Below are 23,211 nucleotides of genomic sequence, written 5' to 3' on the forward strand. Positions count from 1 at the left end.
CGCGGGGCTGATCCTGCTCAGCTGGCACGGTGGTGTGGAGCTGTCCTGGCCGGTGATGTGGGCCCTGTTCGTACGGCGGCTGGGCCGGCTGGGTTCTGGTCGGGGCGGGCCGCCTCGGCCGACGGTTGAACGGCGATCACCACCCGCCCGACCCCGGCAGGCCCGCAGCGACCGGAGGAGGCCGCTGGGCTGCCCAGGTGAGTGGTGCCACACTTGCCGCCATGCAGCAGCACCTCTACGAGTCCGACCACGACGAGTTCCGTGACCTGTGTCGGCGGTTCCTGGACCGCGAGGCCGTGCCGCACCACGACCGCTGGGAGGCCGACGGCATCGTCGACCGCGAGGTGTGGCGGAAGGCCGGTGCCACCGGGCTGCTCGGGATGGACGTCAACCCCGAGTACGGCGGCGGCGGGCAGCGGGACTTCCGGTACAACGCGGTCCTGGTCGAGGAGATCGTCAACTCGGGCTGCTCGGGGCTCGGCTTCGGCCTGCACAACGACGTGGTCGCGCCGTACCTCACCGAGCTGACCGCCGAGGAGCAGCGCCAGCGCTGGCTGCCCCGATTCTGCTCCGGCGACCTTGTCACCGCCATCGCGATGAGCGAGCCCGGTGCCGGCTCCGACCTGGCCGGCGTACGCACCACCGCCGTCCGCGACGGGGAGAGCTACCTGCTCAACGGGCAGAAGACGTTCATCACCAACGGTGAGCTGGCCGACCTGGTGATCGTGGTGGCCCGTACCGCCGACGAGGGCGCCCACGGCGTGAGCCTGATCGCGGTGGAGACCGGAACGGCCGGCTTCACCCGGGGTAGCCGGCTGGCCAAGGTCGGGTTGAAGGCCAACGACACCGCCGAACTCTTCTTCGACGACTGTCGGGTGCCGGCCGCCAACCTCATCGGCACCGAGAACCACGGCTTCTACCACCTGATGGCCAACCTGCCCCGGGAACGGCTCAGCATCGCCGTCGCCGCGGTCGCCGCCGCGGAACGACTGCTCGCCCTCACCCTCGACCACGCGCGAACCCGGGAGGCGTTCGGCCGACCGATCGGGAGGTTCCAGCACAACCGGTTCCTCCTCGCCGAACTGGACACCGAGGTCACCATCGCGCGGACCTTCGTCAACCACTGCGTGGCCGAGTTCAACGCCGGCCGGCTCTCGGTGACCGACGCGGCCAAGGCCAAGTGGTGGACCACGGAGCTGCAGAACCGGGTCGCCGACCGATGCGTGCAGTTGCACGGCGGCTACGGCTTCATGGCGGAGTACCCGGTCGCGCGGGCCTGGCTGGACAGCCGGGTGCAGACCATCTACGGCGGCACCACGGAGATCATGAAGGAGATCATCGGTCGCGGCCTGGGGTTGTGACGAAACCGGGCTGCCGACTGTCGGTCGGGTGCGAAAGGATGGTCACCCCTTGCCAAGGAGCCTCCCGTTGGCCACTGACCTGACCACCACGCCGACGGCGCACCCGGACGTCGCGCCGATCCAGCGGCGTACCCTGCGGCTGCTCTTCACCACCCAGATCGTCGGCGGCATCGGGGTGACCATCGGCATCTCCGTCGGCGCCCTGCTCGCCGCCGAGATCGCCGGCACCGCCGTGGCCGGCCTGGCACAGAGCGCCGCCGTGGTCGGCGCGGCCCTGCTCGCCGTGCCGGTCACCCGGATCATCACCGGGTACGGCCGCCGCCCCGGCCTGGCCGTCGCGTACCTGGTCGGGGCGCTGGGCGGGGTGCTCGTCGTGCTCGCCGCGGCGACCCGGTCGGTTCCGCTGCTCTTCCTCGGCATGCTCCTGTTCGGCGGCGGTGCCGCCGCCAACCTCCAGGCCCGCTACGCCGCGGTCGACCTCGCCGAACCGGACCGTCGCGCCCGGCAACTGTCACTTATCGTCTGGGCCACCACCATCGGCGCGGTGGCCGCCCCGAACTTCGCCGCCCTCGCCGACCGCACCACCAGCGGCTGGGGGCTGCCGGCGCTGTCCGGCCCGTTCGCGTTCAGCGCCGTCGCGTTCGTGCTCGCCGCCGGCGTACTGCTGCTGTGGTTGCGGCCCGACCCGCTGCTCACCGCGCGCCGGCTCGCGGCGGCCCGGGCCGGCGCGTCCGAGCCGACCCCGCCCGGTCCGCCACCGGCACCGGCCGAGCCGGCCCAGGCGGCGTCCGCGCTCGCCCCGGCCGGCCCGGTCCCGGCACCGGCGCCGCCGGCCCGGCGCGGCGTGGGCATGCGCGCCGCCTGGTCGGTGGTACGCGCCCGACCGGCCGCCCGGCTCGGCGTGTCCGCCGTGGCCGTGGGCCACCTGGTGATGGTGGCGGTGATGGCGATGACCCCGGTGCACCTGCGGGACTACTACGCCGTCGACGAGGTGCTGCCGGTGGTCGGGCTGGTGCTGAGCCTGCACATCGCCGGCATGTACGCGCTCGCGCCGGTGGTCGGCTGGCTCGCCGACCGGGTCGGCCGGCGCCCGGTCATCCTCGGTGGGGTCGGCACGCTGCTGGCCGCCTGCGCGGTCGCCGGCACCGCCGGGCACCACACGCCCCGGCTCACCGTCGGGCTCATCCTGCTCGGGCTCGGCTGGTCGGCGACCATGGTGGCCGGCTCCACCCTGCTGTCTGAGTCGGTGCCGGACGCGGTGCGCCCCAGCGCCCAGGGCCTGTCCGACCTGCTCATGGGGCTGGCCGGCGCGCTGGCCGGAGCACTCAGCGGGTTTGTCATGCAACTCGCGGGCTATCCGGTGCTGACCCTGCTCGCCGCGGTCGCGGTGGCACCCCTGCTGGCGCTAGCGTTGCGTGCGGTGCCGATGAGCGCACCGGACAGGAAGGGCTGATCACGTGCGGCTGACCGACTTCTGGGCGCGCCTGGCCGAGGCGTTCGGTCCGGCGTACGCGGCCAGCATCGCCAGCGACCAGGTGTTGTCGGAACTCGGCGGGCGGACCATCGAGCAGGCGCTCAAGGCCGGCGTGGAGACCCACGTGGTGTGGCGTGCCGTGGTCGCGGCCTATCCGGACCGGGTCCCCGCCCGGCTACGCTGAGCAGCCGATTCGTTACTTCCGCGTGTCTCTTGCCCAGTCGTACACCTGTTCGGCTATTGTCCACAGCGGGGTGCTCGTCCACAGGCCACGGCCAGTCGGCTGGTTTTCTGTCGGACCCAGCGCCTAGCGTGTCCCGCGTGACGCGAAGCTCAGGAAAGACGCCGGCGAAGGCAGGGGTGGCAACGATGGCGGCAGGACCTGACCGGGAGAAGGCGCTCGACCTTGCTCTCGCTCAGATCGACAAGCAGTTCGGCAAGGGCTCGGTGATGCGGCTGGGGGAGCGACCGGTCATCCAGACCTCGGTCATCCCGACCGGCTCCATCGCGCTCGACGTGGCGCTCGGCGTGGGCGGTCTGCCCCGTGGCCGGGTCGTCGAGGTGTACGGCCCGGAGAGCAGCGGTAAGACCACGGTCGCCCTGCACGCGGTGGCCAACGCCCAGCGGGCCGGCGGCATCGCCGCCTTCATCGACGCCGAGCACGCGCTCGACCCGGAGTACGCCAGGGCCCTCGGTGTCGACACCGACGCCCTGCTGGTCTCCCAGCCGGACACCGGCGAGCAGGCGCTGGAGATCGCGGACATGCTGGTCCGCTCCGGCGCGATCGACATCATCGTGATCGACTCGGTGGCCGCGCTGGTGCCGCGCGCCGAGATCGAGGGCGAGATGGGCGACAGCCACGTCGGTCTCCAGGCCCGGCTGATGAGCCAGGCGCTGCGGAAGATCACCGGCGTGCTCAACAACACCGGCACCACCGCGATCTTCATCAACCAACTCCGCGAGAAGATCGGCGTCATGTTTGGATCACCCGAGACGACGACGGGTGGTCGGGCGCTGAAGTTCTACGCCTCGGTCCGGCTCGACGTGCGGCGCATCGAGAGCCTGAAGGACGGCACCGACGTGGTCGGTAACCGCACCCGGGTCAAGGTCGTGAAGAACAAGTGCCTCGCCGAGGGCACCATGGTGTTCGACCCGGTCACCGGCCGCGCCAACCGGATCGAGGACATCGTCGACGGGCGGATGCCTGTCTCCGTGGTGGCAGCGGCGAAGGACGGCATGCTGCACGCCCGCCCTGTCGTCTCCTGGTTCGACCAGGGAGAACAGGATGTCATCGGGGTACGTCTGCGTGGCGGTGCCACGGTCTGGGCCACCCCCGATCACAAGGTCTTGACCGATCGGGGCTGGAAGGTGGCCGGCGAGTTGGGTGCCGGAGACCGGGTTGCGCAGCCTCGACAGTTCCTGGGTTTCGGCGAGCATGAGCCCTACTCGCCCGAGCAGGCACGAATGCTCGGCTACCTGATTGGTGACGGATATGTCGGTGGGAAGACCCCGCTGCAGTTCATCAACATCCAGGAGTCGCTGAAGGCCGACGCGGCGCGCATCGCCGCAGGGCTCGGCTGCGACACACACGAGCATGACGGCAAGTTGGCCATCTCGTTCTCCCACCGTCAGGGTGAGCGCAACGAGTTGCTGGCGTTGTGCCGACAAGCGGGGATCTACGGCAAGCTGGCCTGGGAGAAGACCATCCCCGCCGAGTTTTTCGATCCGGGTCTTTCCCGCGAGGTGGCAGGCAACCTGCTTTTCGGTCTACTCGAAAGCGACGGCTGGGTGAGCATCGAGCAGACCGGTGCCATTCGGGTCGGCTACACGACTACCTCGGAGCAGTTGGCCCACCAACTCCACTGGTTGTTGCTGCGATACGGCATCACGAGTTCGGTTCGTCGCTACGACCCGACGGGTCAGCGCCCCAGCCTTATCAAGGGGCGTCGCATCCAGGCAAAGCGGTTGTGCTACGAGGTCCGGGTGGCCGGCAGCGACAACGTGGAGGCGTTCGCCGAAGCGGTTCCGCTGTGGGGACCGCGCGGGATCATCCTTCGCGAGGCGCTCAACAGCCAGGAAGGGCGTCGGCGGGGCTCGCAGGCCGGCTACCTGTCGCCTGCGGTCACCGAGTCGGTGCTGGCACACCTGGCGGGTAAGGGCGTCACGGCTGTGCTCGCTGCTCAACTGATCGGCGCGACGGCCGGCAATTCGCGTGGTGGCATGAAGCAGGTTCTAGGGCTGCACCAGATCCGGCGGGATCGGTTGCAACTGCTGGCGGACGCGCTTGACGACGCTTTTTTGCGCGAACTGCTCGCCGAGCAGGTGCGCTATTCGACCGTCAAGGAGATCCTGCCCGCGCGGCGTACGAGGACCTTTGATGTCGAGGTCGATGAGCTGCACACGCTGGTCGCTGACGACATCGTCGTACACAACTGCGCTGCCCCGTTCAAGCAGGCCGAGTTCGACATCATGTACGGCAAGGGCATCTCCCGTGAGGGTTCGCTGATCGACGTCGGCGTCGAGCAGTCGATCATTCGCAAGTCCGGTGCCTGGTACACCTACGAGGGCGACCAGCTGGGCCAGGGCAAGGAGAAGGCCCGCGAGTTCCTCCGGGAGAACCCGGACGTGGCCGCCGAGATCGAGAAGAAGATCCTGGAGAAGCTCGGCGTCGGGGTCGGCGCGGGCGACGCCGCCGGTGGCCCGGAGCTGCCGCCGGTCGACTTCTGATCGACGATCCGTGGCAGGACGACGTGCCCGCACGGGGCGGGGCTGGGATGCCAGCCCGCCCCGCGCGGGTGACGCCACACCACGACCCCGCCGAGGCCGCCGCGCCGCCGGCAACACCTCCGACGCGGGTGACCCGTCGGCCCCGGACGTGTCGGCTCCAGGTTCCCCGGCCTCGGGCAGGGCTGGTTCCGCTCGACGGGCCGGCGGTTGGGCGCGCGGTGACGCGGCATCCGCGCCGCGTGACGAGGCCGAGGTGGCCCGGGAGATCTGCCTGCGACAGCTCGCGGTGCGTCCGCGTACCCGTGCCGAGCTGGCCACCGCGCTGGCGCGGCGGGGCATCTCGGAGGAGACCGCCGACCAGGTCCTCGACCGGTACGACGAGGTCGGCATCATCGACGACGCGGCGTTCGCCCGGGCCTGGGTGAGCAGCCGGCATGCCGGCCGGGGGTTGGCCCGCCGGGCACTCGCCAACGAGCTGCGTCAGCGCGGCGTGGACGGCGACACGGCCAGTGAGGCGTTGGACGAGCTGGACGAGACCACCGAGGCGGAGACCGCCCGCGCCCTGGTGGAGCGGAAGCTGCGTACCGCCCGGGGCGAGCCGGACGCGGTGTTCCGGCGGCTGGTCGGCATGCTGGCCCGCAAGGGCTACCCGGCCGGTGTCGCGATCCGGGCGGTGAAGGACGCGATCGCCGCGCAGAGCGCCGAGGCGGCCGAGTTCGCCGAGCAGATCGACGCCGACGCTCTCGCCGACGCCGAGGGCGAAATCGACCGCTGACCGCGCGACCGCTGACCGCGCGTTCGCGCTGTCGTTCGTCCACCAACCGTGATCCCGGCCCGGGTCCCTACCGGAAGCTGCGGGCGGGGTGCGACGATCACCTCCGCAACGTGACCAGCTCCGATGAGTCAACTCGGCATGGTTGTTCGTCTTTTTTGCCCGCTGGCGTCCGAGTGTTCATTGGCGGAGGGTGACGAGTTAACTTCTCTCCGTCCGGGTGGTTTGATCATCTGTCCTTGACCGGAGGCCGGTTGAGACCTAGCCTCGCCATAAGGCTCACATTGCCCGACCAAGCGCAGGCTAAGCGCACAACATAGATCCCGTAACAGAACAGCATCACTTTGGCCGGCACCTTCGGCCGCATACGTCAGCTCCGGACAGGCCGGTCCGGGCTCACGCGACAGTGCACCCGGCCCGCCGACGGCCGTCAGGGACGTCGGCGGAGGAAGCCAACCCACGGCCATGCGCTCCGGTCGGGCGTCCAGAGTCGCAGGAGCGTGCCCACCCGGCAGGCTGTTGCGGCGCGACGGTTCAGGGGAGGCGCGCCATGGCGAGGCGGCACAGGTTCACCGGAGTCCCGGCATGAGCGAGCGGAGCGGGCCGATCTTGAGGCTTCGTTCGGCGTTGCCCGCCAGGGGCACGTCTCGGAACGGAGTGCCGGCATGAGCGCGGGGGCGGGCACGCCCGGCGCGGCGGAGTCCGGGGCCAGCGACGACGGTGAGCAGAGTTCCGGCCCACCTGCCGTCGCCCTCGGGGTCGGCGACCGGCCGGACGGAGCCGTTCGATGAGCGCCTTCGACGTCGTGATCCTCGTCGCCGTGCTGGTGTTGACCCTCGTGGTCCTCGGTGCGGTTCTGTTCGGGGTACGGCTGATGCGGGGCTTCATGTCGCGTCCGGCGGCGGAGGATCCGGCGTACGTCGCGGAGAAGGATCGACAGGAACAGTCGCTGGCCGCGCTGCGTACGGCCGCCGACGAGGCGAACAGCACCATCGACGTGGCGAAGTCCGCGGCGGCGGCGGCCCGCGCCGAGGCGGCGGCGGCCAGGGCCGAGGCGAAGGCCGCCCGGGCGGAGGCGCGTCGGGTGCTCGACGACGCCCGTGCCGAGGCGGACACGGTGCTGGAACGGGCGCACAAGCAGGCCGAGGCGGACGCCGAGCAGTTGCGCACGGCGGCCCGGCGTAGTGGTGAGCGGGAGGTGGCGGTGCTGGCCGCGACCACTCGGGAGCAGGCCGCCGAGGTGGAGCGGCGGGCGACCCGGATGGACGAGCGGGAGCGGCTGCACACCGAGGAGGTGGAGCGGCTCGCGGAGCGGGAACGCCAGCTCACCGCGGCCAACGCGGCGCTGGCGGCCCGTGAGGCGGCGTTGGTCGAGCGGGAGGCCGATCTCGCCGAGGTGGAGAACCAGCGACGACGTGAGTTGGAGCGGGTCGCCGGGTTGACCGCCGACGCCGCCCGGGCCGAGTTGGTCGAGGCGATCGAGGGTCAGGCGAAGCGGGAGGCCGCGCTGCTGGTCCGGGACATCGAGTCCGACGCGAGGTCGACCGCCGAGCAGCGGGCCCGGCACATCGTGGTCGACGCCATCCAGCGGGTGGCCAGCGAGCAGACCGCCGAGAGCGTGGTCAGCGTGTTGCACCTGCCGGGCGACGAGATGAAGGGTCGGATCATCGGCCGGGAGGGCCGTAACATCCGGGCCTTCGAGTCGGTCACCGGGGTGAACCTGATCATCGACGACACTCCCGAGGCGGTGCTGCTGTCCTGCTTCGATCCGGTCCGCCGGGAGGTGGGCCGGTTGACGCTGGAGAAGCTGGTGCTGGACGGCCGGATTCATCCGCACCGCATCGAGGAGGTGCACGAGCTGGCCCGCCAGGAGGTCGACCAGCTCTGCCACCGGGCCGCCGAGGACGCCCTGGTGGAGGTCGGCATCACCGAGATCCACCCGGAGCTGGTCACCCTGCTGGGCCGGTTGCGCTACCGCACGTCGTACGGGCAGAACGTGCTCAAGCATCTGGTGGAGACCGCGCACATCGCGGGGATCATGGCGGCCGAGCTGCGGCTGGACGTGCCGTTGATCAAGCGGTCGGCGTTCCTGCACGACATCGGCAAGGCGCTCACCCACGAGGTGGAGGGCAGCCACGCCCTCATCGGCGCGGACGTGGCCCGCAAGTACGGGGAGAGCGAGGACGTGGTGCACGCCATCGAGGCGCACCACAACGAGGTGCCGCCGCAGACCGTGGAGGCGGTGCTGACCCAGGCTTCGGACGCCTGCTCGGGCGGGCGGCCGGGAGCGCGGCGGGAGAGCCTGGAGGCGTACGTCAAGCGGCTGGAACGGATCGAGGAGATCGCCGCCGGCAAGGTCGGGGTGGAGAAGGTCTTCGCGATGCAGGCGGGCCGCGAGATCCGGGTGATGGTCAAGCCCGACGACGTCGACGACATCGGTGCGGCGGTGCTGGCCCGGGACGTGGCCAAGCAGGTCGAGGAGGAGTTGACCTATCCGGGTCAGATCCGGGTGACGGTGGTCCGCGAGTCCCGGGTGACCGAGATCGCCCGTTAGGTGTCAAGGGAGGGCCCCTGCTCGACGTCTCGTGGCGAGCGGGGGCCCATTCTTGACACCGTTCAGAGCGTGCTTGCAGCGGTGCGTCGACGGCCGCCACTACCGACGGGCCGCCGGCAGTGGCGCGGCGCGGGCGAGACTCGCCCGCGCCGCACCGGAGCGGTGGCCGCTCAGCCCTGCGGCTCGGAGACGGTGGCGCCGCCCTCGGGGGTGGAGTCGGCAGCTCCGGCCGGCGCGGTCTGCCTCGGTAGCCGGAAGGCCCGGGCGCCGGTGCGCCGGTCCAGCCAGCCGGCGAACCAGGTGAGCAGTGAGTTGATCACGATGTAGATGACGGCGGCGACGATCGCGCAGGCGATGATGTTGCCGTAGTTGGCGGCGAGGTCGTTGACACCGCGCTGGAGCAGCTCCGGGTAGGCCACGATGTAGCCGAGCGCGGTGTCCTTGAGCAGCACCACGAGTTGGCTGACGATGATCGGCAGCATCGCGCGGGCCGCCTGCGGCAGCAGGATCATCCGCATCACCTGGCTCTTGCGCATGCCGATCGCGTACGCCGCCTCGGACTGCCCGCCGGGCACCGCCCGGATGCCGGCCCGGAACGCCTCGGCCAGCACCGACCCGTTGTAGAGGGTCAGCCCGATGACCACGGCCCAGAAGGCGGTCACCGGTCCCTGGATGAGGAACGGCACGCCGTAGAAGATGAAGAAGATCATCAACAGCAGCGGTACGGCGCGGAAGAACTCCACCACCATGCCGGTCGGCACGCTGATCCACAGGTGGTCGGAGAGCCGGCCGAAGGCGAAGACGACGCCGAAGGCGAGCGACAGCGCCATGCCGACGCCGGCCGCCTTCAGGGTCGCCCACAGGCCCGGCAGGATGAACTGGGTCCAGGTGGTCGACTGGGTGAACGGCTCCCACAGCCGGGGCTCCCACTGGTTTGCCTGGTCGAACCGGGTGTAGATCCAGTAGAGCAGGGCGAGCAGCCCGACGCCGAAGACGACGCTGAGCACCGCGTTGCGTACCTTGGCCCGGGGGCCCGGGTGGTCGTAGAGGACGTTGCTGGTGCTCATCAGCGCTTCACCGCCAGACGGTTGGCCAGCCAGCCGAAGAAGTAGCCGGTGGGGATGAGCAGTGCGGCGAACGTGCCGGCGAAGACCAGGAAGATCACGATGACGGCGTCACCGTTGAAGTTGATCAGGTCCTTCATCACGTTCGAGGACTCCAGCAGCCCGATGGTGCCGACGATCGTGGCGTTCTTGCAGAGCGCGATCAGGATGCTGCCGAAGGGCGCGATCACCGACCGTGCCGCCTGCGGCAGCACCACGATCCGCAGGGTCTGGGCGAAGGAGAGCCCGATCGCGCGGGCGGCCTCGGCCTGGCCGGTGGGCACGGTGTTGATGCCCGAGCGCACCGCCTCGCAGACGAAGGCGGCGGTGTAGGTCGACAGGCCGATCACCCCGAGCCAGTAGCGGTTCAGGTCGAGGTCCTGCGCCAGGCTCAGCCCGAGGGTCGAGTACAGGCCGAAGTAGCAGAAGAAGATGACGAGCGTCAGCGGGGTGTTGCGGAAAATGTTGACCCAGGCCGCGCCGAAGCCGCGCAGCACGGGAACGGGGGAGACCCGCATCGCGGCCAGCAGCACGCCGATGACCAGCGCGCAGACCGCGGACGCGCCGGTCAGCTTGAGGATCCAGAGGAAACCCGACAGGTACGCGTCGAAGTTCTCCGGATCAGTGAATACGTGCATGCGTCGGCTCCCGGGGCACGTGGCGGCGGCCGGTGACAGGCCGGAGCCGGCACCCGCACGGGGTGCCGGCTCCGGTACCGGTCAGACTGCGCCGCAGTGGGTCATCTTGGTGGTGTCCAGCTCGGGCGCGGGGGTGCCGCTCTTGCCCAGGGTGGCGTCCCAGGCAGCCTTGTAGCTGCCGTCCTCGGCGGCGGCCTTGAGGATCTCGTTGACCTTCTCGCAGCCGTCGGTGTCGTCCTTCTTCAGGCCGATGCCGTAGGGCTCGTCGGAGAAGGTCTGGCCGACCACCTTGAACTTGCCGGCGTACTGGTCCTGCGCGGCGTAGCCGGCGAGGATGATGTCGTCGGTGGTCACCGCGTCGACCTGACCGTTCTCCAGCAGCGGCAGGCACTTGGAGTACGCGTCGAACTGCTCGAGCCGAGCGTCGGGGTAGTTCTCGGTGATCCGCTTGGCCGGGGTGGAGCCGGTGACCGAGCAGACCGTCTTACCGGCCAGCTGGTCCGGGCCGGTGAGCGTGGAGTCCGTCTTGACCAGCAGGTCCTGGCCGGCGACGTAGTACGGACCGGCGAAGTTGACCTTCTGCTTGCGCTCGTCGTTGATGGTGTAGGTGGCGACCACCAGGTCGACGGTGCCCTGCTCGATGAAGGGCTCCCGGTTGGCCGACACGGTGGTCTTCCACTCGATGCCGCTCTCCTCGACGCCGAGGCCCTTCGCGATGATCTTCGCGATCTCCACGTCGAAGCCCTCGTACTGGCTGCCGGTCTGCAGACCGAGGCCGGGCTGGTCGGCCTTGACGCCGATGACCAGCTTGTTCTGGCTCTCGGCCTTGCCGACGATGCCACCGGCGCCCGTGCCGGAGCCGCCCTCGTCGCTGTCCCCGCCGCAGGCGGTCATCGCGACCGCGAGGCCGGCAACGGCGGCGACCGCCGCCATCCGCTTCATTCGCATACCTGTTCTCCTTCTTCGACTGGAGCCGGCCGGGTCACGGCCCGCCCCACTACCGGACGCCTAGTGGGTGAGGATCTTGGAGAGGAAGTCCTTGGCGCGCTCGCTGCGCGGGTTCGCGAAGAACTCCGTGGGAGCGGCATCCTCGACGAGCTTGCCGTCGGCCATGAAGATGACCCGGTTGGCCGCGTGCCGGGCGAAGCCCATCTCGTGGGTGACCACGACCATGGTCATGCCGTCGCGGGCCAGCGAGGTCATCACGTCCAGCACCTCGCCGACCATCTCCGGGTCCAGCGCGCTTGTGGGCTCGTCGAAGAGCATCGCCTTGGGCTGCATGGCCAGCGCGCGGGCGATCGCGGCGCGCTGCTGCTGGCCGCCGGAGAGCTGGGCCGGGTACTTGTCGGCCTGGTTGGCGATGCCGACCCGGTCGAGCAGGGCGAGACCCCGCTCGCGGGCCGCCGCCGGCTTCTCCTTGCGGACCTTGATCGGGCCGAGGGTGACGTTTTCCAGGATCGTCTTGTGCGCGAAGAGGTTGAACGACTGGAACACCATGCCGACCTCGCTGCGCAGCCTGGCCAGGGCCCTGCCCTCGGCCGGCAGCGCCTGCCCGTCGAAGGTGATGGTGCCGGAGTTGATCGGCTCAAGCCGGTTGATGGTGCGGCACAGGGTCGACTTGCCGGAGCCGGACGGGCCGATCACCACGACCACCTCACCCCGGCCCACCGACAGCGAGACGTCGTCGAGTACGTGCAACGGCCCGAACCATTTGTTGACCGAGTCCAGCACGATGAGCGGTTCGCCCGTCGCCACGTCGTCTGTCCTCCTCGTCGCTGTCGGGAAGTCGGTCGACCCCCGGTAGCGGCCACTGTAGGCGGGGTGAAGTGGCGGAACACAACTCAGATGGTCACGGAGCGGTAACACCCTGGATGATCCGACTCCGGCGTCCGAATTTGACCCGCCCGGCTGGCGTCCCGTCCCGGTGACGGAGATCATGTGGACATGACCGAGCCCGTGCGGCTGACCCGGTACGCCCGTGGCGGCGGGTGCGCCTGCAAGATCCCGCCCGGTGAGCTGGAAGCGATGGTCGCCGGCCTCGGCCCGCCGGCCGGCACCGCCGACCTGCTGGTCGGGCTCGACCATGGCGACGACGCCGCGGTGGTCCGGCTGGACGAGCGCACCGGCCTGGTGACCACTGCGGACTTCTTCACCCCGGTCGTCGACGACGCGTACGACTGGGGTCGGATCGCCGCGACCAACGCCCTGTCCGACGTGTACGCCATGGGCGGCAGCCCGCTGGTCGCGCTCAACCTGCTCTGCTGGCCTCGCGAGGTGCTGCCGCTGGAACTGGCCCGCGAGGTGCTGCGTGGCGGCCTGGACGTGGCCCGCGCGGCAGGCTGTCATCTGGCCGGCGGGCACAGCGTCGACGACGACGGCCCGAAGTACGGTCTGGCCGTCACCGGGCTGGTCCGGCCCGAAGAGTTGATCACCCTGGACGCCGGGCGGGCCGGCCTGCCGCTGTCGCTCACCAAGCCGCTCGGCGTCGGCGTGCTCAACACCCGCCACAAGAACACCGGCGAAAGCTTCCCGGCGGCGGTGGCGGCGATGACCACCCTGAACCGGGACGCCGCGCGGGCGGCCGTGGCGGCCGGCGTGCGCTGCGGCACCGACGTGACCGGATTCGGACTGCTCGGGCACGCCTCGAAGCTGGCCCGGGCGAGCCGGCTGACGGTGGCGATCGACACCGCCCGGGTGCCGTACCTGGCCGGTGCCCGCGAGGCGGTCCGGGACGGGTACGTCAGCGGTGGTTCCCGCCGCAACCTGGAGTGGGTGACCCCGTGGACGGACTTCGGCGCGGCGGCTGAGCAGGACGCGCTGTTGCTGGCCGACGCGCAGACCTCGGGCGGGCTGCTGATCGCCGGAGAGATATCAGGCGCCCCGGTGATCGGTGAACTGCTGCCCTCCGGCGAACACCGGGTCATCCTGCGCTGAACGCAGGTTTCGGTACGCGTGCCGCTGCGTGGGAACGCGCACCATACCCGATAAACTGTCATCTTCCCGCTACCTGGAGCGACGATGCTCCGGGAAATTTGGGCCAGAATGGTCACAGACCGGTAACTTGCCCCCGGCTGGGGGCAAATGCCCCCCACCATCGTCGGTAAGGCCCGATCCGGAGGCCGGTGGGGACGAGCACAGCGAGGAGACGGCATGACCGAGCTGTGGAACTGGAGAATCGACCAGGTACGACCGGTGGAGGTCTACCCGGCGCTGGCCGACGCGCTCGGTCGGGTGGTGATGCCACTGGCGGTGGCGGATCCGCTGCGGCTGCCGACGTACGCGGTGGTCTGCGACGTCTGGCAGGCACCGGGGGAGTTCGCCACGATCGTGGACTGCTACGGCGTACCGGACGAGCTGCCCGAGCTGCCCAGCATCGCGGCGCTGGCCCGGCTGCTCGGCCGCAACTGCCTGCTGCGGGACGACACGCTCGACGACACCCGGCACCTGCTTGTCGCTCCCGACGGCAGCATCCGCCCGGTGCACTTCGACGTACGGGAGACCGACGACGGCGAGGTGCTCAGCGACCGCCGACTGTGCACCGAGGCCGACCCGCGCTGCCGGGGCTGGTCGCGCTGCCACCGCTCCCGCTGGGCGCCCGACTCGGTCAACCCCGCCCTGGCCGCCGCCTGACGTCTCACGACGCCGCGGCCCCCGGCTCTGCTCGTTTGCGTCCGACTCCTCGGGCCCGGCTACGCTGTGCACGTCATGACTACCGCAGCGGCGGGCGGCCCGCGCACCTACCAGGTGCGCACCTACGGCTGCCAGATGAACGTGCACGACTCCGAGCGCATCTCCGGTCTGCTTGAGCAGGCGGGGTACGTCCGTGCGGGCGAGGCCGAGGACACCCCCGACGTGGTGGTGTTCAACACCTGCGCGGTCCGCGAGAACGCGGACAACCGCCTCTACGGCAACCTCGGTCACCTGCGTCCGGTCAAGAACCGGCACCCGGGGATGCAGATCGCCGTCGGTGGCTGCCTGGCCCAGAAGGACCGGGGCGACATCGTCCGCCGGGCACCCTGGGTGGACGTGGTCTTCGGTACCCACAACATCGGTTCGCTGCCGGTGCTGCTGGAGCGGGCCCGGCACAACGCCGCCGCCGAGGTGGAGATCCTCGAAGCCCTCGACGTGTTCCCGTCGACGCTGCCGACCCGCCGCGAGTCGACGTACGCCGGCTGGGTGTCGATCTCGGTGGGCTGCAACAATACCTGCACCTTCTGCATCGTGCCGTCGCTGCGCGGCAAGGAGAAGGACCGCCGCCCCGGCGACATCCTCAGCGAGGTACGCGCACTCGTCGACGAGGGCGTGCTGGAGGTGACCCTGCTCGGGCAGAACGTCAACTCCTACGGCGTCGAGTTCGGCGACCGGTACGCGTTCGGGAAGCTGCTGCGCGCCTGCGGCGAGATCGACGGGCTGGAGCGGGTCCGGTTCACCAGCCCGCACCCGAAGGACTTCACCGACGACGTGATCGCGGCGATGGCCGAGACGCCCAACGTCTGCCCCTCGCTGCACATGCCGTTGCAGTCCGGCTCGGACGACGTGCTGCGCGCGATGCGCCGGTCGTACCGGTCGGAGAAATACCTGGGGATCATCTCCAAGGTCCGCGCGGCGATGCCCGACGCGGCGATCACCACCGACATCATCGTCGGCTTCCCCGGCGAGACCGAGGCGGACTTCGAGCGCACCCTGGACGTGGTCCGCGAGGCGCGCTTCTCCTCAGCCTTCACCTTCCAGTACTCCAAGCGGCCCGGCACGCCGGCCGCGACGATGGACGGTCAGTTGCCCAAGCAGGTCGTGCAGGAGCGGTACGAGCGGCTGATCGCCTGCGTGGAAGAGATCACCTGGGCGGAGAACAAGAAGCTCGTCGGCGAGACGGTGGAGGTGCTTGTCGCCGTCGGTGAGGGCCGCAAGGACGAGCGCACCGGCCGGATGTCCGGTCGGGCCCGCGACGGCCGCCTGGTGCATTTCGACGTGGGGTCACTGGCGGGTGCGATCCGCCCGGGTGACCTCGTTGGGACCACGGTCACCTACGCTGCTCCGCACCATCTGAACGCCGACGGTCAACCCCTGTCGCACCGGCGGACCAGGGCCGGTGACGCGGTCGAGGCCGGACGGGTGCCGCGTACCGGCGGGGTGCCGCTGGGGCTGCCCACGGTGGGCGTGCCGCCGGCCGCGCCGCCGGCCGAGTCGGCCTGCGTACGCTGACCGCGCGCCGGGTCGAGTTCGGCAGGTGTCTACCGGCGTGAGACAGGCATGTTCCCCGACCACCGGGGTGGTCGGGGAACACTGTGAAGCCGACGGTTACAGGCCGATCTTGCCGGTGCCTGCGCCGTTGGTCACGACCGACTTGACCTGGCTGGCGCTGGTCAGCGAGTACGAGTACGGGATGCTCGCCACGCTGCCCGACGACTGCGGGCTGCCGGAGTTGACGAAGTGGTTGTTGCGCTGGACCAACGTCCCCGGGCCCGACGAGGCGTACCCGACCAGGGTCGGGTCGTCGACGGACTCGAAGTAGTTGCCCTCGACGAGCACGCCGGCGCCCATGGTTGAGGCGACGCCGTAGTCGTTGTTGTAGTAGTAGTTGTTGAACACGTGGACCGGGTTACCGAAGCGCACCCGCGGGTGCCGGCTACCGGAACCGTCGAACCAGTTGTGGTGGTAGGTCACCCGCAGGTGGCCGCGGTCCTGGCTGCTGTTGTTGTCGGAGTGACCGAGCAGCATGGACTTGTCGTGGTTGAAGATCCGGTTCCAAGACACCGTGATGTAGTCGGAGCCGCGCTTGATGTCCACCGCGCCGTCGTAGCCGTTGGTGAACGAGTTGTGGTCCACCCAGACGTTGGTGGCCGACTCCTGCACGTTGATGGCGTCGTCGTTCCAGTTGCGGAAGTTGATATTGCGGATGATCACGTTACGGCTGCCGTTAATGTTGAAGCCGCAGCCGGAGATCGTGGCCGACGAACCGACGCCGAGGATGCTCTTGTTGCTGCCCACGCTCAGCATGCCGGAGCAGCTGATCGTGCCGGAGACCCGGATAACCGCAGCGCTTGACGAACTGACTGCGGAACGGAGCGCCGACTCGCTGGTGACCGTGGTGGAGGAGGCGTTACCTCCGCCGGTGGTGCCACCGTTCTGGGTGGCCCAGCCGACCAGACCCGTCGGTACCGGGCCGGGTGGCGGGGTAGTCGGTGGCGCGGTGGTGGGTGGCGGCGTGGTTCCGCCGGGGGTGGTCGGCGTGACGCCGCCGGTGCAGGTCACACCGTTGAGGGTGAAGCTCGTCGGGGCCGGGTTGCTGGAGTTGTTCCAGGAGCCGTTGAACCCGAACGAGACGTTCCCGTTGGTGGGGATGTCGCCGTTGTAGGCGACATTGGTGGCGGTCACCTGGCTCCCGCTTTGCGAGATCGTCGCGTTCCAGGGGCTGACGACCTGCTGCCCGGCGCTGTACGACCAGCGCAGGGTCCAGCCGGAGATGGGGTCGCCGAGATTGGTGACGACGACGTTGCCGGTGAAGCCGCCCGGCCACTCGCCGGCGACCGAGTAGTTAACCTGGCAGCCGGCCGCGGCGTGGGCGGTGACGGCGGTGAGTACCCCGGCGGCGAGCAGTGCGGCGGTAGCCGAGGCGGTGGTGGCGAGCAGCGTCGTACGACGCCGTGCGGTGCGCATGGTTGCGTCCTCTCGGAGAGGGTGCGCAGAGATGGTCGACTCGACCCGCGTTCGCCCGGTGCCCAGACGGGCGTGCCGGTCAGGCCGTCCCTGCCAATGGACTTGCTGGCTGCGCTGTACGGATGGCTCCCGTGCCGTTCCCATAGGTAAGCGCTTTCCTCAGCGAACCACAGACGATTGTCGATGTAAAGGGTGTGCCGCCCGAACGCGCTCCGTCTGGTCGTCAGATACCGGTGCGACGGACACGACGGAGCCCCCGCCTCACGAGGCGGGGGCTCCGTCGTTGACGCGGCTCAGCTCGACTGTTCAGCCAGCTTGAGGAACTGGCGTTTGGACTCCAGCGCCTGCTCGGCCTCCTTGATCCGCCGGGTGTCGCCCGCGGCCTGCGCCCGGGCCAGCCGCTCCTCCGCCTCCGCGACCTGCGCGCGCATCTGGGCGAGCAGCGGATTGTCCTCCCGGCTGGTGCGCCGCCAGGCAGAGTCCATCACCTCGCGGACCTTCTCGTCGACCGCGCGCAGCCGGCGCTCCAGCCCGGCGGCCGCCTCCCGCGGCACCCGCCCGGCCTCGTGCCACTGCGCCTGGATCTCCCGCAGCTTCGCCTGGGCGCCCTTCGGGTCGCCGTCCACGTCGAGCGCCTCGGCCTCGGCCAGCAGCGCCTGCTTGCGCTCCAGGTTGGCACGCTGCTCGTTGTCCCGGGCGGAGAAGACCTCACTGCGCCGGCTGAAGAAGGCGTCCTGGGCGGCCCGGAACCGCTCCCAGAGCTTCTGCTCGGCCTCCTTCGACGCGCGCGGCGCGGCCTTCCACTGCGTCATCAGGTTCTTGAGATGGTTGGCCGTCGCCGCCCAGTCGGTCGACTCGGCGACCTTCTCGGCCTCGGCGACCAGCTCCTCCTTGACCGTCTGGGCCTGCTTGCGCTGGGCGTCCAGGGAGGCGAAGTGGGCGCCCCGGCGGCGGGTGAAGCCGTCCCGCGCGGCGGCGAACCGCTTCCACAGCTCGCCGTCGGTTTTCTTGTCGACTCCCCGGATGGCCTTCCACTCGTCGAGGATCTCCTTGAGTCGGTCCCCGGCGGTCTTCCAGCCGGTCGACTCGGCGGCAAGCTTCTCCGCCTCCTCCACCAGGGCGGTCTTGCGGGCGAGGGCCTCGACGCGGGCGGCCTCCTTCGCCGCCCGGGCCTCACCGGCCTTCTCCTCGGCCACGGTGGCGAGCTTGTCGAGCCGGGTCGCCAGGGCGTCGATGTCTCCAACGACGTGAGCCTCGGCGAGGGAGGCACGGATCCGTCGGATGGTGGCGAGCGAGTGGTTGGCGTCCGCCGCACCGGAGTTCAGCCGGGCCTCGGTCAGGTCCACCTCGGTCACCAGGTCGGCGAAGCGGCGTGCGAAGTGTGCCAGCCCCTCCTCAGGTGCTCCCGCCTGCCAGGATCCGACCACCCGCTCGCCCTCGGCGGTCTTGACGTAAACGGTGCCGTCCGCGTCCACCCGTCCGAAGGCAGTCCAGTCGCTCATGTGCCCATCCTCGTTCTCCCGGCACCAGGGAGCAGCCTCCCGGGCGCCGCCACGGCGCAGCCAACTTTCTCCGGGCATTGTCACAGGTGCGCCCCGGTCCGCGTCGAGCGCCTATCGCCGACCGTGACCATACGGTGTCCTAGGGGCTGTCTGGGCCATCCGACCGGCGTGCCGCTTCCGACCGTACGGTGTACGTGCGGCGCGGTCGTCCTTGCCGGCGGCACGCGGCCACCTGGCCGAACCGGGCCGCTACGGTTGCCTGGTGCCACTGGTCGCCGCCGCCGTCTGCCCCCACCCGCCACTGCTCGTCCCCGAGATCGCCGGCGCCGCCGCGTCCGAGCTGGACGACCTGCGTACCGCCTGCGACGCCGCCGTCTCCCGGCTGCTCGACTCGGCAGCGCGGACCGTCCTGGTGATCGGAGCCGGCGATTGCAGCGCCGACCTCGACTTCCCGTTCCGGGGCAGTTTCGCGCCATGGGGTGTGCCGCTGGAGGTGCGCCTCGGCGACCACCCCGACGGGCTGGCGGGCACCGACCACCTCCCACTCGGCCTGCTGGTCGGCGCCTGGCTGCTCGACCGGCAACCGGCGGCCAGGACCCGTGGCACGGACTGGCGGATGACGACGGTCCGGGCCGACGAACCGGTCGAGACCTGCGCCGATCTCGGTGCCCGGCTCGGCCCGGCCCAGCCGTGGGCGCTGCTGGTGATGGGCGACGGCTCGGCCTGCCGGGGGGAGAAGGCGCCCGGCCACGCCGATCCGCGCGCCGAGGCGTACGACGGGACTGTCGCGCGGGCCCTGGCCGACGCGGACCGCGACGCCCTGCTCGGCCTGGACGCCGGCCTGTCGACGCAGCTCAAGGTCGCGGGACGGGCCCCCTGGCAGGTGCTCGCCGGTGCCGCGCGGGCGGCGGGCGGCCCCTGGCGCGGCGAACTGGGCTATCACGCCGCGCCCTACGGGGTGGGCTACCTCGTGGCGAACTGGGAGCGGTCGTGACCGCCCCGGGCACCGTGGTCGCGGTCGTCGGGCCGACAGCGGCCGGCAAGTCGGCGCTGAGCATCGCGCTGGCGCACGCGCTCGACGGCGAGGTGGTCAACGCCGACTCGATGCAGCTGTACCGGGGCATGGACATCGGTACCGCCAAGCTCACCGTCGCCGAACGCGACGGTGTGCCACACCACCTGCTCGACATCTGGGAGGTGACCGAGCCGGCCAGCGTGGCGGAGTACCAGCGGCTGGCCCGGGCGGCGGTCGACGACGTCCTCGCCCGGGGCCGGGTGCCGCTGCTGGTCGGTGGGTCCGGGCTCTACGTGCGGGCGGTGCTCGAACAGTTCGAGTTTCCCGGCACCGATCCGGCACTGCGACAACGCCTGGAAGGCGAGCTCGCCGCGCTCGGGCCGGCACCGCTGTACGCGCGGCTGCGCGAGGCCGACCCGGGCGCGGCGGCCGGCATCCTGCCCGGCAACGGCCGACGCATCGTGCGCGCACTGGAGGTGATCGAGCTGACCGGTAAGCCGTTCACCGCGGCGCTGCCCGAGCCGACGCCCCACTACCCGGCGGTGCAGATCGGCGTGGACCTGGACACCGCCCTGCTCGACGAGCGGATCGCGGTCCGGGTGGACCGGATGTGGGCCGACGGGCTGGTCCCGGAGACCCGCAGGCTGGTCGAGCGCGGCCTGCCGCAGGGGCGTACCGCGAGCCGGGCGCTCGGCTACCAGCAGGTGCTGCGTTTCCTCGGCGGCGAGCTGACCGAGACCGAGGCGCACGACGAGACGGTCCGGGCCACCCGCCGCTTCGTCCGCCGCCAGCGCTCCTGGTTCCGTCGTGATCCTCGGGTGCACTGGCTCGACTCGGCCGACCCGGGGCTGGTCGGGGCCGCGATGCGGATCCTCGGCGAGACTGCGCGATGATGGAGGCGTGGAGTTCACCAAGGGGCACGGCACCGGCAACGACTTCGTGATCCTGCCCGACCCGGACGGCGCGCTCGACCTGACGCCCGAGCTGGTGGCGGCGATCTGCGACCGGCGGCGCGGCCTCGGCGGCGACGGCGTGCTGCGGGTGATCCGCGCCGCGAAGCACACCGACGGCGCCGCTCTGGCCGGCGAGGCCGAATGGTTCATGGACTACTGGAACTCCGACGGCTCCTTCGCCGAGATGTGCGGCAACGGCGCCCGGGTCTTCGTCCGCTACCTGCTGGCGAACGGGCTGGCCGTACCGTCCGGTGACGCGTTGCCGGTGGCCACCCGAGCCGGCGTGGTGCGGGCGCGGGTCGAGGGCGACGCCATCGCCGTCGAGATGCAACGACCCCGGCTGTACGGCGCCTCCGCCGCCGCCCTCGGCGGACTGACCCTGCCCGGCACGGCGGTGGACGTCGGCAATCCGCACCTGGTCTGCCCGGTGCCGGCCGGGCTGGACCTGGCCGGACTGGACCTGACCCGCGCCCCCGACGTCGACCCGGCGGTCTTCCCCGCCGGGGTGAACGTCGAATTCACCACCACCGGTGGACCGGTGCCCGGCGTCGACGCGCACGCCCTGATGCGTGTCTACGAGCGTGGCTCCGCCGAGACCCTGTCCTGCGGCACCGGCGCCTGCGCCGTCGCCGCGGTGGCCCTACGCGACGCAGACCAGGAGACCGGGACGGTCGCCGTAGACGTCCCCGGCGGCCGCCTAACCGTGACCGTGACCTCGGACTCCAGCTGGCTCTCCGGCCCCGCCCTCCTCATCGCCACCGGCACCCTCACCCTCCCAACCTGACCCTCCAAACCCCACCCCCCACCCCTCCTCCCCGCCCCGACCTGCGTTGATCATGAGGTTAGCGGCAGTTATCGATCTTCAATCTGCCGCTAACCTCATGATCAACGCAGGTGGCGTGGGTGGGGGTGGGGTGGGGGGTGGGAGGGGGTTCCTCGCGTCAGGGGGTGGCGGAGGCGGTGGCGGCGATCTCGGGGAGGTCGGCCGGGCCGGGGTCGGCGGCGGGGGGTGGGGTGGTGGTCGGGTTCTGGGCGGCGGCGCGGACGGCGGCGGCGACCGCCGGAGCGACTCGGGAGTCGAAGACGCTGGGCACGATGACCGTCGGGTTGATCTTGTCCTCGCCCACCACGTCCGCGATGGCCCGGGCGGCGGCGATCGCCATCTCCTCGGTGAACTCCTCGGCGTGCGCGTCGAGCATGCCGCGGAAGACGCCGGGGAAGGCGAGCACGTTGTTGATCTGGTTCGGCTGGTCGGAGCGGCCGGTGGCGACAACCGCGGCGTGCTTGCGCGCCTCCCGGGGGTCGACCTCCGGGTCCGGGTTCGCCAGCGCGAACACGATGGCGTCCTTCGCCATGGTGGCGATGTCGTCGCCGGTGAGCAGGTTCGGGGCGCTCACCCCGATGAAGACGTCGGCGCCGGCCAGCGCACCGGGCAGGTCACCGGAGTAACCGTCCCGGTTGGTGTTGTCGGCCAGCCACCGCCAGGCCGGGTTGAGATCGGTCTGCCCACGGTGCAGGGCGCCCTGCCGGTCGTACGCGATGATGTCGCCGACCCCCTGGCGCAGCAGCAGCTTCATGATCGCGGTGCCGGCGGCACCCGCGCCGGATACCACCACCCGCACGTCCGCGAGCTGCTTGCCCACCACACGCAACGCGTTGGTCAGCGCGGCCAGCACGCAGATGGCGGTGCCGTGCTGGTCGTCATGGAAGACCGGGATGTCCAGCGCCTCACGCAACCGGGCCTCGATCTCGAAGCAACGCGGCGCGGCGATGTCCTCCAGGTTGATCCCGCCGTACGCGGGCGCGATCGCCTTGACGATGGCGACGATCTCGTCGGTGTCCTGCGTGTCGAGCACCACCGGCCAGGCGTCCACCCCGCCGAAGCGCTTGAACAGCGCCGCCTTGCCCTCCATCACCGGCAGCGACGCGGCGGGACCGAGGTTGCCCAGCCCCAGCACGGCCGAGCCGTCGCTGACCACCGCCACCGTGTTGCGCTTGATGGTCAGCCGCCGGGCGTCGGCGGGATTGTCGGCGATCGCCTGGCAGACCCGGGCCACCCCGGGGGTGTACGCGCGTGACAGCTCGTCCCGGTTGCGCAGCGCGACCTTCGGACTCACCTCGATCTTGCCGCCGAGGTGCAGCAGGAAGGTGCGGTCGGAAACCTTGCGCACGTCCACACCGTCGAGCGCGCTGAGCGCGTCGACCACCTGGTCGGCGTGACCGGCGTCGGCGGTGTCGCAGGTCAGGTCGACGATCACGTTCGTCGGGTCGGAGTCGACCACGTCCAGCGCGGTGACGATCGCCCCGGCCTCACCCACCGACGTGGTGAGCCGGCCGATCGAGGAGGCATCGGCGGGCACGGCGATCCGGATCGTGATCGAGAATCCGGCACTGGGCAGTCGGGTCGTGGCCACGCAGGTCCCTCCGTCGGCGCTGAACGGCTCGTCCGCATTTC

Annotated in this window: 20 protein-coding genes; 13 read left to right on the forward strand and 7 right to left on the reverse strand. The window is 70.8% G+C overall.

Translation table 11 applies throughout. The features are described 5' to 3' along the window. Positions 1 to 221: 221 nt before the first annotated feature. The 7 genes from O7601_RS13850 to rny all read left to right on the forward strand — a co-directional run bounded on the left by O7601_RS13850 (position 222) and on the right by rny (position 8,888). Positions 222 to 1,361: an acyl-CoA dehydrogenase family protein gene (locus O7601_RS13850; RefSeq protein ID WP_281566550.1), complete on the forward strand. Its 1,140-nt coding sequence runs from the start codon at positions 222 to 224 to the stop codon at positions 1,359 to 1,361. Positions 1,362 to 1,428: 67 nt separating this feature from the next. Next, positions 1,429 to 2,814, forward strand: a complete 1,386-nt coding sequence (locus O7601_RS13855) for an MFS transporter (protein WP_281566551.1) — start codon at positions 1,429 to 1,431, stop codon at positions 2,812 to 2,814. A 4-nt stretch (positions 2,815 to 2,818) separates the two neighbouring features. Further along, complete coding sequence (locus O7601_RS13860) at positions 2,819 to 3,019, forward strand: DUF3046 domain-containing protein (protein ID WP_093410215.1); 201 nt, start codon at positions 2,819 to 2,821, stop codon at positions 3,017 to 3,019. Positions 3,020 to 3,204: 185 nt separating this feature from the next. Next, positions 3,205 to 5,562, forward strand: a complete 2,358-nt coding sequence (recA, locus tag O7601_RS13865; protein WP_281566552.1) for an intein-containing recombinase RecA — start codon at positions 3,205 to 3,207, stop codon at positions 5,560 to 5,562. Positions 5,563 to 5,572: 10 nt separating this feature from the next. Then, on the forward strand, positions 5,573 to 6,337 hold the full coding sequence (locus tag O7601_RS13870) for a regulatory protein RecX (protein ID WP_281566553.1): 765 nt from the start codon (positions 5,573 to 5,575) through the stop codon (positions 6,335 to 6,337). 662 nt (positions 6,338 to 6,999) lie between these two features. Beyond that, the gene (locus O7601_RS13875) at positions 7,000 to 7,125 is read left to right on the forward strand and encodes a hypothetical protein (RefSeq protein ID WP_281566554.1); all 126 of its coding nucleotides are present in this window, start codon (positions 7,000 to 7,002) and stop codon (positions 7,123 to 7,125) included. Continuing rightward, on the forward strand, positions 7,122 to 8,888 hold the full coding sequence (gene rny / locus O7601_RS13880) for a ribonuclease Y (RefSeq protein ID WP_281566555.1): 1,767 nt from the start codon (positions 7,122 to 7,124) through the stop codon (positions 8,886 to 8,888). Before O7601_RS13875 ends, rny begins: the two co-directional genes overlap by 4 nt. 170 nt (positions 8,889 to 9,058) lie before the next feature. Here the strand turns inward: rny and O7601_RS13885 are convergent, their stop codons facing one another. The 4 genes from O7601_RS13885 to O7601_RS13900 form a co-directional block, all read right to left on the reverse strand. Next, positions 9,059 to 9,955: an amino acid ABC transporter permease gene (locus O7601_RS13885; RefSeq protein WP_281566556.1), complete on the reverse strand. Its 897-nt coding sequence runs from the start codon at positions 9,953 to 9,955 to the stop codon at positions 9,059 to 9,061. Further along, entirely contained in the window at positions 9,955 to 10,629 is a 675-nt protein-coding gene (locus tag O7601_RS13890; protein WP_281566557.1) for an amino acid ABC transporter permease, read from the reverse strand. The genes O7601_RS13885 and O7601_RS13890 overlap by 1 nt, the downstream gene beginning before the upstream one ends. 81 nt (positions 10,630 to 10,710) lie before the next feature. Next, positions 10,711 to 11,577 (reverse strand): glutamate ABC transporter substrate-binding protein, encoded by an 867-nt coding sequence (locus O7601_RS13895; RefSeq protein ID WP_281566558.1) that lies wholly within the window; start codon positions 11,575 to 11,577, stop codon positions 10,711 to 10,713. Positions 11,578 to 11,637: 60 nt separating this feature from the next. Beyond that, positions 11,638 to 12,384 carry an amino acid ABC transporter ATP-binding protein gene (locus tag O7601_RS13900; protein ID WP_281566559.1) on the reverse strand — a complete coding sequence of 249 codons (747 nt, stop codon included), beginning with the start codon at positions 12,382 to 12,384 and terminating at the stop codon, positions 11,638 to 11,640. A 189-nt stretch (positions 12,385 to 12,573) separates the two neighbouring features. Between O7601_RS13900 and selD the strand changes: the two genes are divergently transcribed. The 3 genes from selD (at position 12,574) to miaB (ending at position 15,831) form a co-directional block, all read left to right on the forward strand. Further along, entirely contained in the window at positions 12,574 to 13,563 is a 990-nt protein-coding gene (gene selD / locus O7601_RS13905; RefSeq protein ID WP_281566560.1) for a selenide, water dikinase SelD, read from the forward strand. A gap of 216 nt (positions 13,564 to 13,779) precedes the next feature. Continuing rightward, entirely contained in the window at positions 13,780 to 14,259 is a 480-nt protein-coding gene (locus tag O7601_RS13910; RefSeq protein ID WP_093410236.1) for a hypothetical protein, read from the forward strand. A 75-nt stretch (positions 14,260 to 14,334) separates the two neighbouring features. After that, positions 14,335 to 15,831, forward strand: coding sequence for a tRNA (N6-isopentenyl adenosine(37)-C2)-methylthiotransferase MiaB (gene miaB, locus O7601_RS13915; protein ID WP_281566561.1), 1,497 nt, complete (start codon positions 14,335 to 14,337; stop codon positions 15,829 to 15,831). 96 nt (positions 15,832 to 15,927) lie between these two features. Here the strand turns inward: miaB and O7601_RS13920 are convergent, their stop codons facing one another. Together O7601_RS13920 and O7601_RS13925 are read right to left on the reverse strand one after the other, a co-directional pair. Beyond that, the gene (locus O7601_RS13920) at positions 15,928 to 17,286 is read right to left on the reverse strand and encodes a cellulose binding domain-containing protein (RefSeq protein ID WP_281566562.1); all 1,359 of its coding nucleotides are present in this window, start codon (positions 17,284 to 17,286) and stop codon (positions 15,928 to 15,930) included. Between the two features lie 293 nt (positions 17,287 to 17,579). Further along, a complete protein-coding gene (locus O7601_RS13925) occupies positions 17,580 to 18,788 on the reverse strand; it encodes a DUF349 domain-containing protein (RefSeq protein ID WP_281566563.1) in 1,209 nt (402 codons plus the stop codon). Between the two features lie 262 nt (positions 18,789 to 19,050). On the opposite strand from O7601_RS13925, the gene O7601_RS13930 reads away from it, so the two are divergent. From O7601_RS13930 to dapF, 3 genes are read left to right on the forward strand one after another with little or no spacing between them, the layout of a single operon-like run. Beyond that, a complete protein-coding gene (locus O7601_RS13930) occupies positions 19,051 to 19,782 on the forward strand; it encodes a class III extradiol dioxygenase subunit B-like domain-containing protein (protein ID WP_281566564.1) in 732 nt (243 codons plus the stop codon). Further along, the gene (gene miaA, locus O7601_RS13935; RefSeq protein ID WP_348650251.1) at positions 19,779 to 20,696 is read left to right on the forward strand and encodes a tRNA (adenosine(37)-N6)-dimethylallyltransferase MiaA; all 918 of its coding nucleotides are present in this window, start codon (positions 19,779 to 19,781) and stop codon (positions 20,694 to 20,696) included. The genes O7601_RS13930 and miaA overlap by 4 nt, the downstream gene beginning before the upstream one ends. 7 nt (positions 20,697 to 20,703) lie before the next feature. Continuing rightward, positions 20,704 to 21,540 (forward strand): diaminopimelate epimerase, encoded by an 837-nt coding sequence (gene dapF, locus O7601_RS13940; RefSeq protein WP_281566565.1) that lies wholly within the window; start codon positions 20,704 to 20,706, stop codon positions 21,538 to 21,540. 157 nt (positions 21,541 to 21,697) lie between these two features. Here the strand turns inward: dapF and O7601_RS13945 are convergent, their stop codons facing one another. Further along, positions 21,698 to 23,170: an NAD-dependent malic enzyme gene (locus O7601_RS13945; protein WP_281566566.1), complete on the reverse strand. Its 1,473-nt coding sequence runs from the start codon at positions 23,168 to 23,170 to the stop codon at positions 21,698 to 21,700. Positions 23,171 to 23,211 lie beyond the last annotated feature (41 nt).

Source organism: Verrucosispora sp. WMMD573, assembly GCF_027497175.1.
GTDB lineage: Bacteria > Actinomycetota > Actinomycetes > Mycobacteriales > Micromonosporaceae > Micromonospora.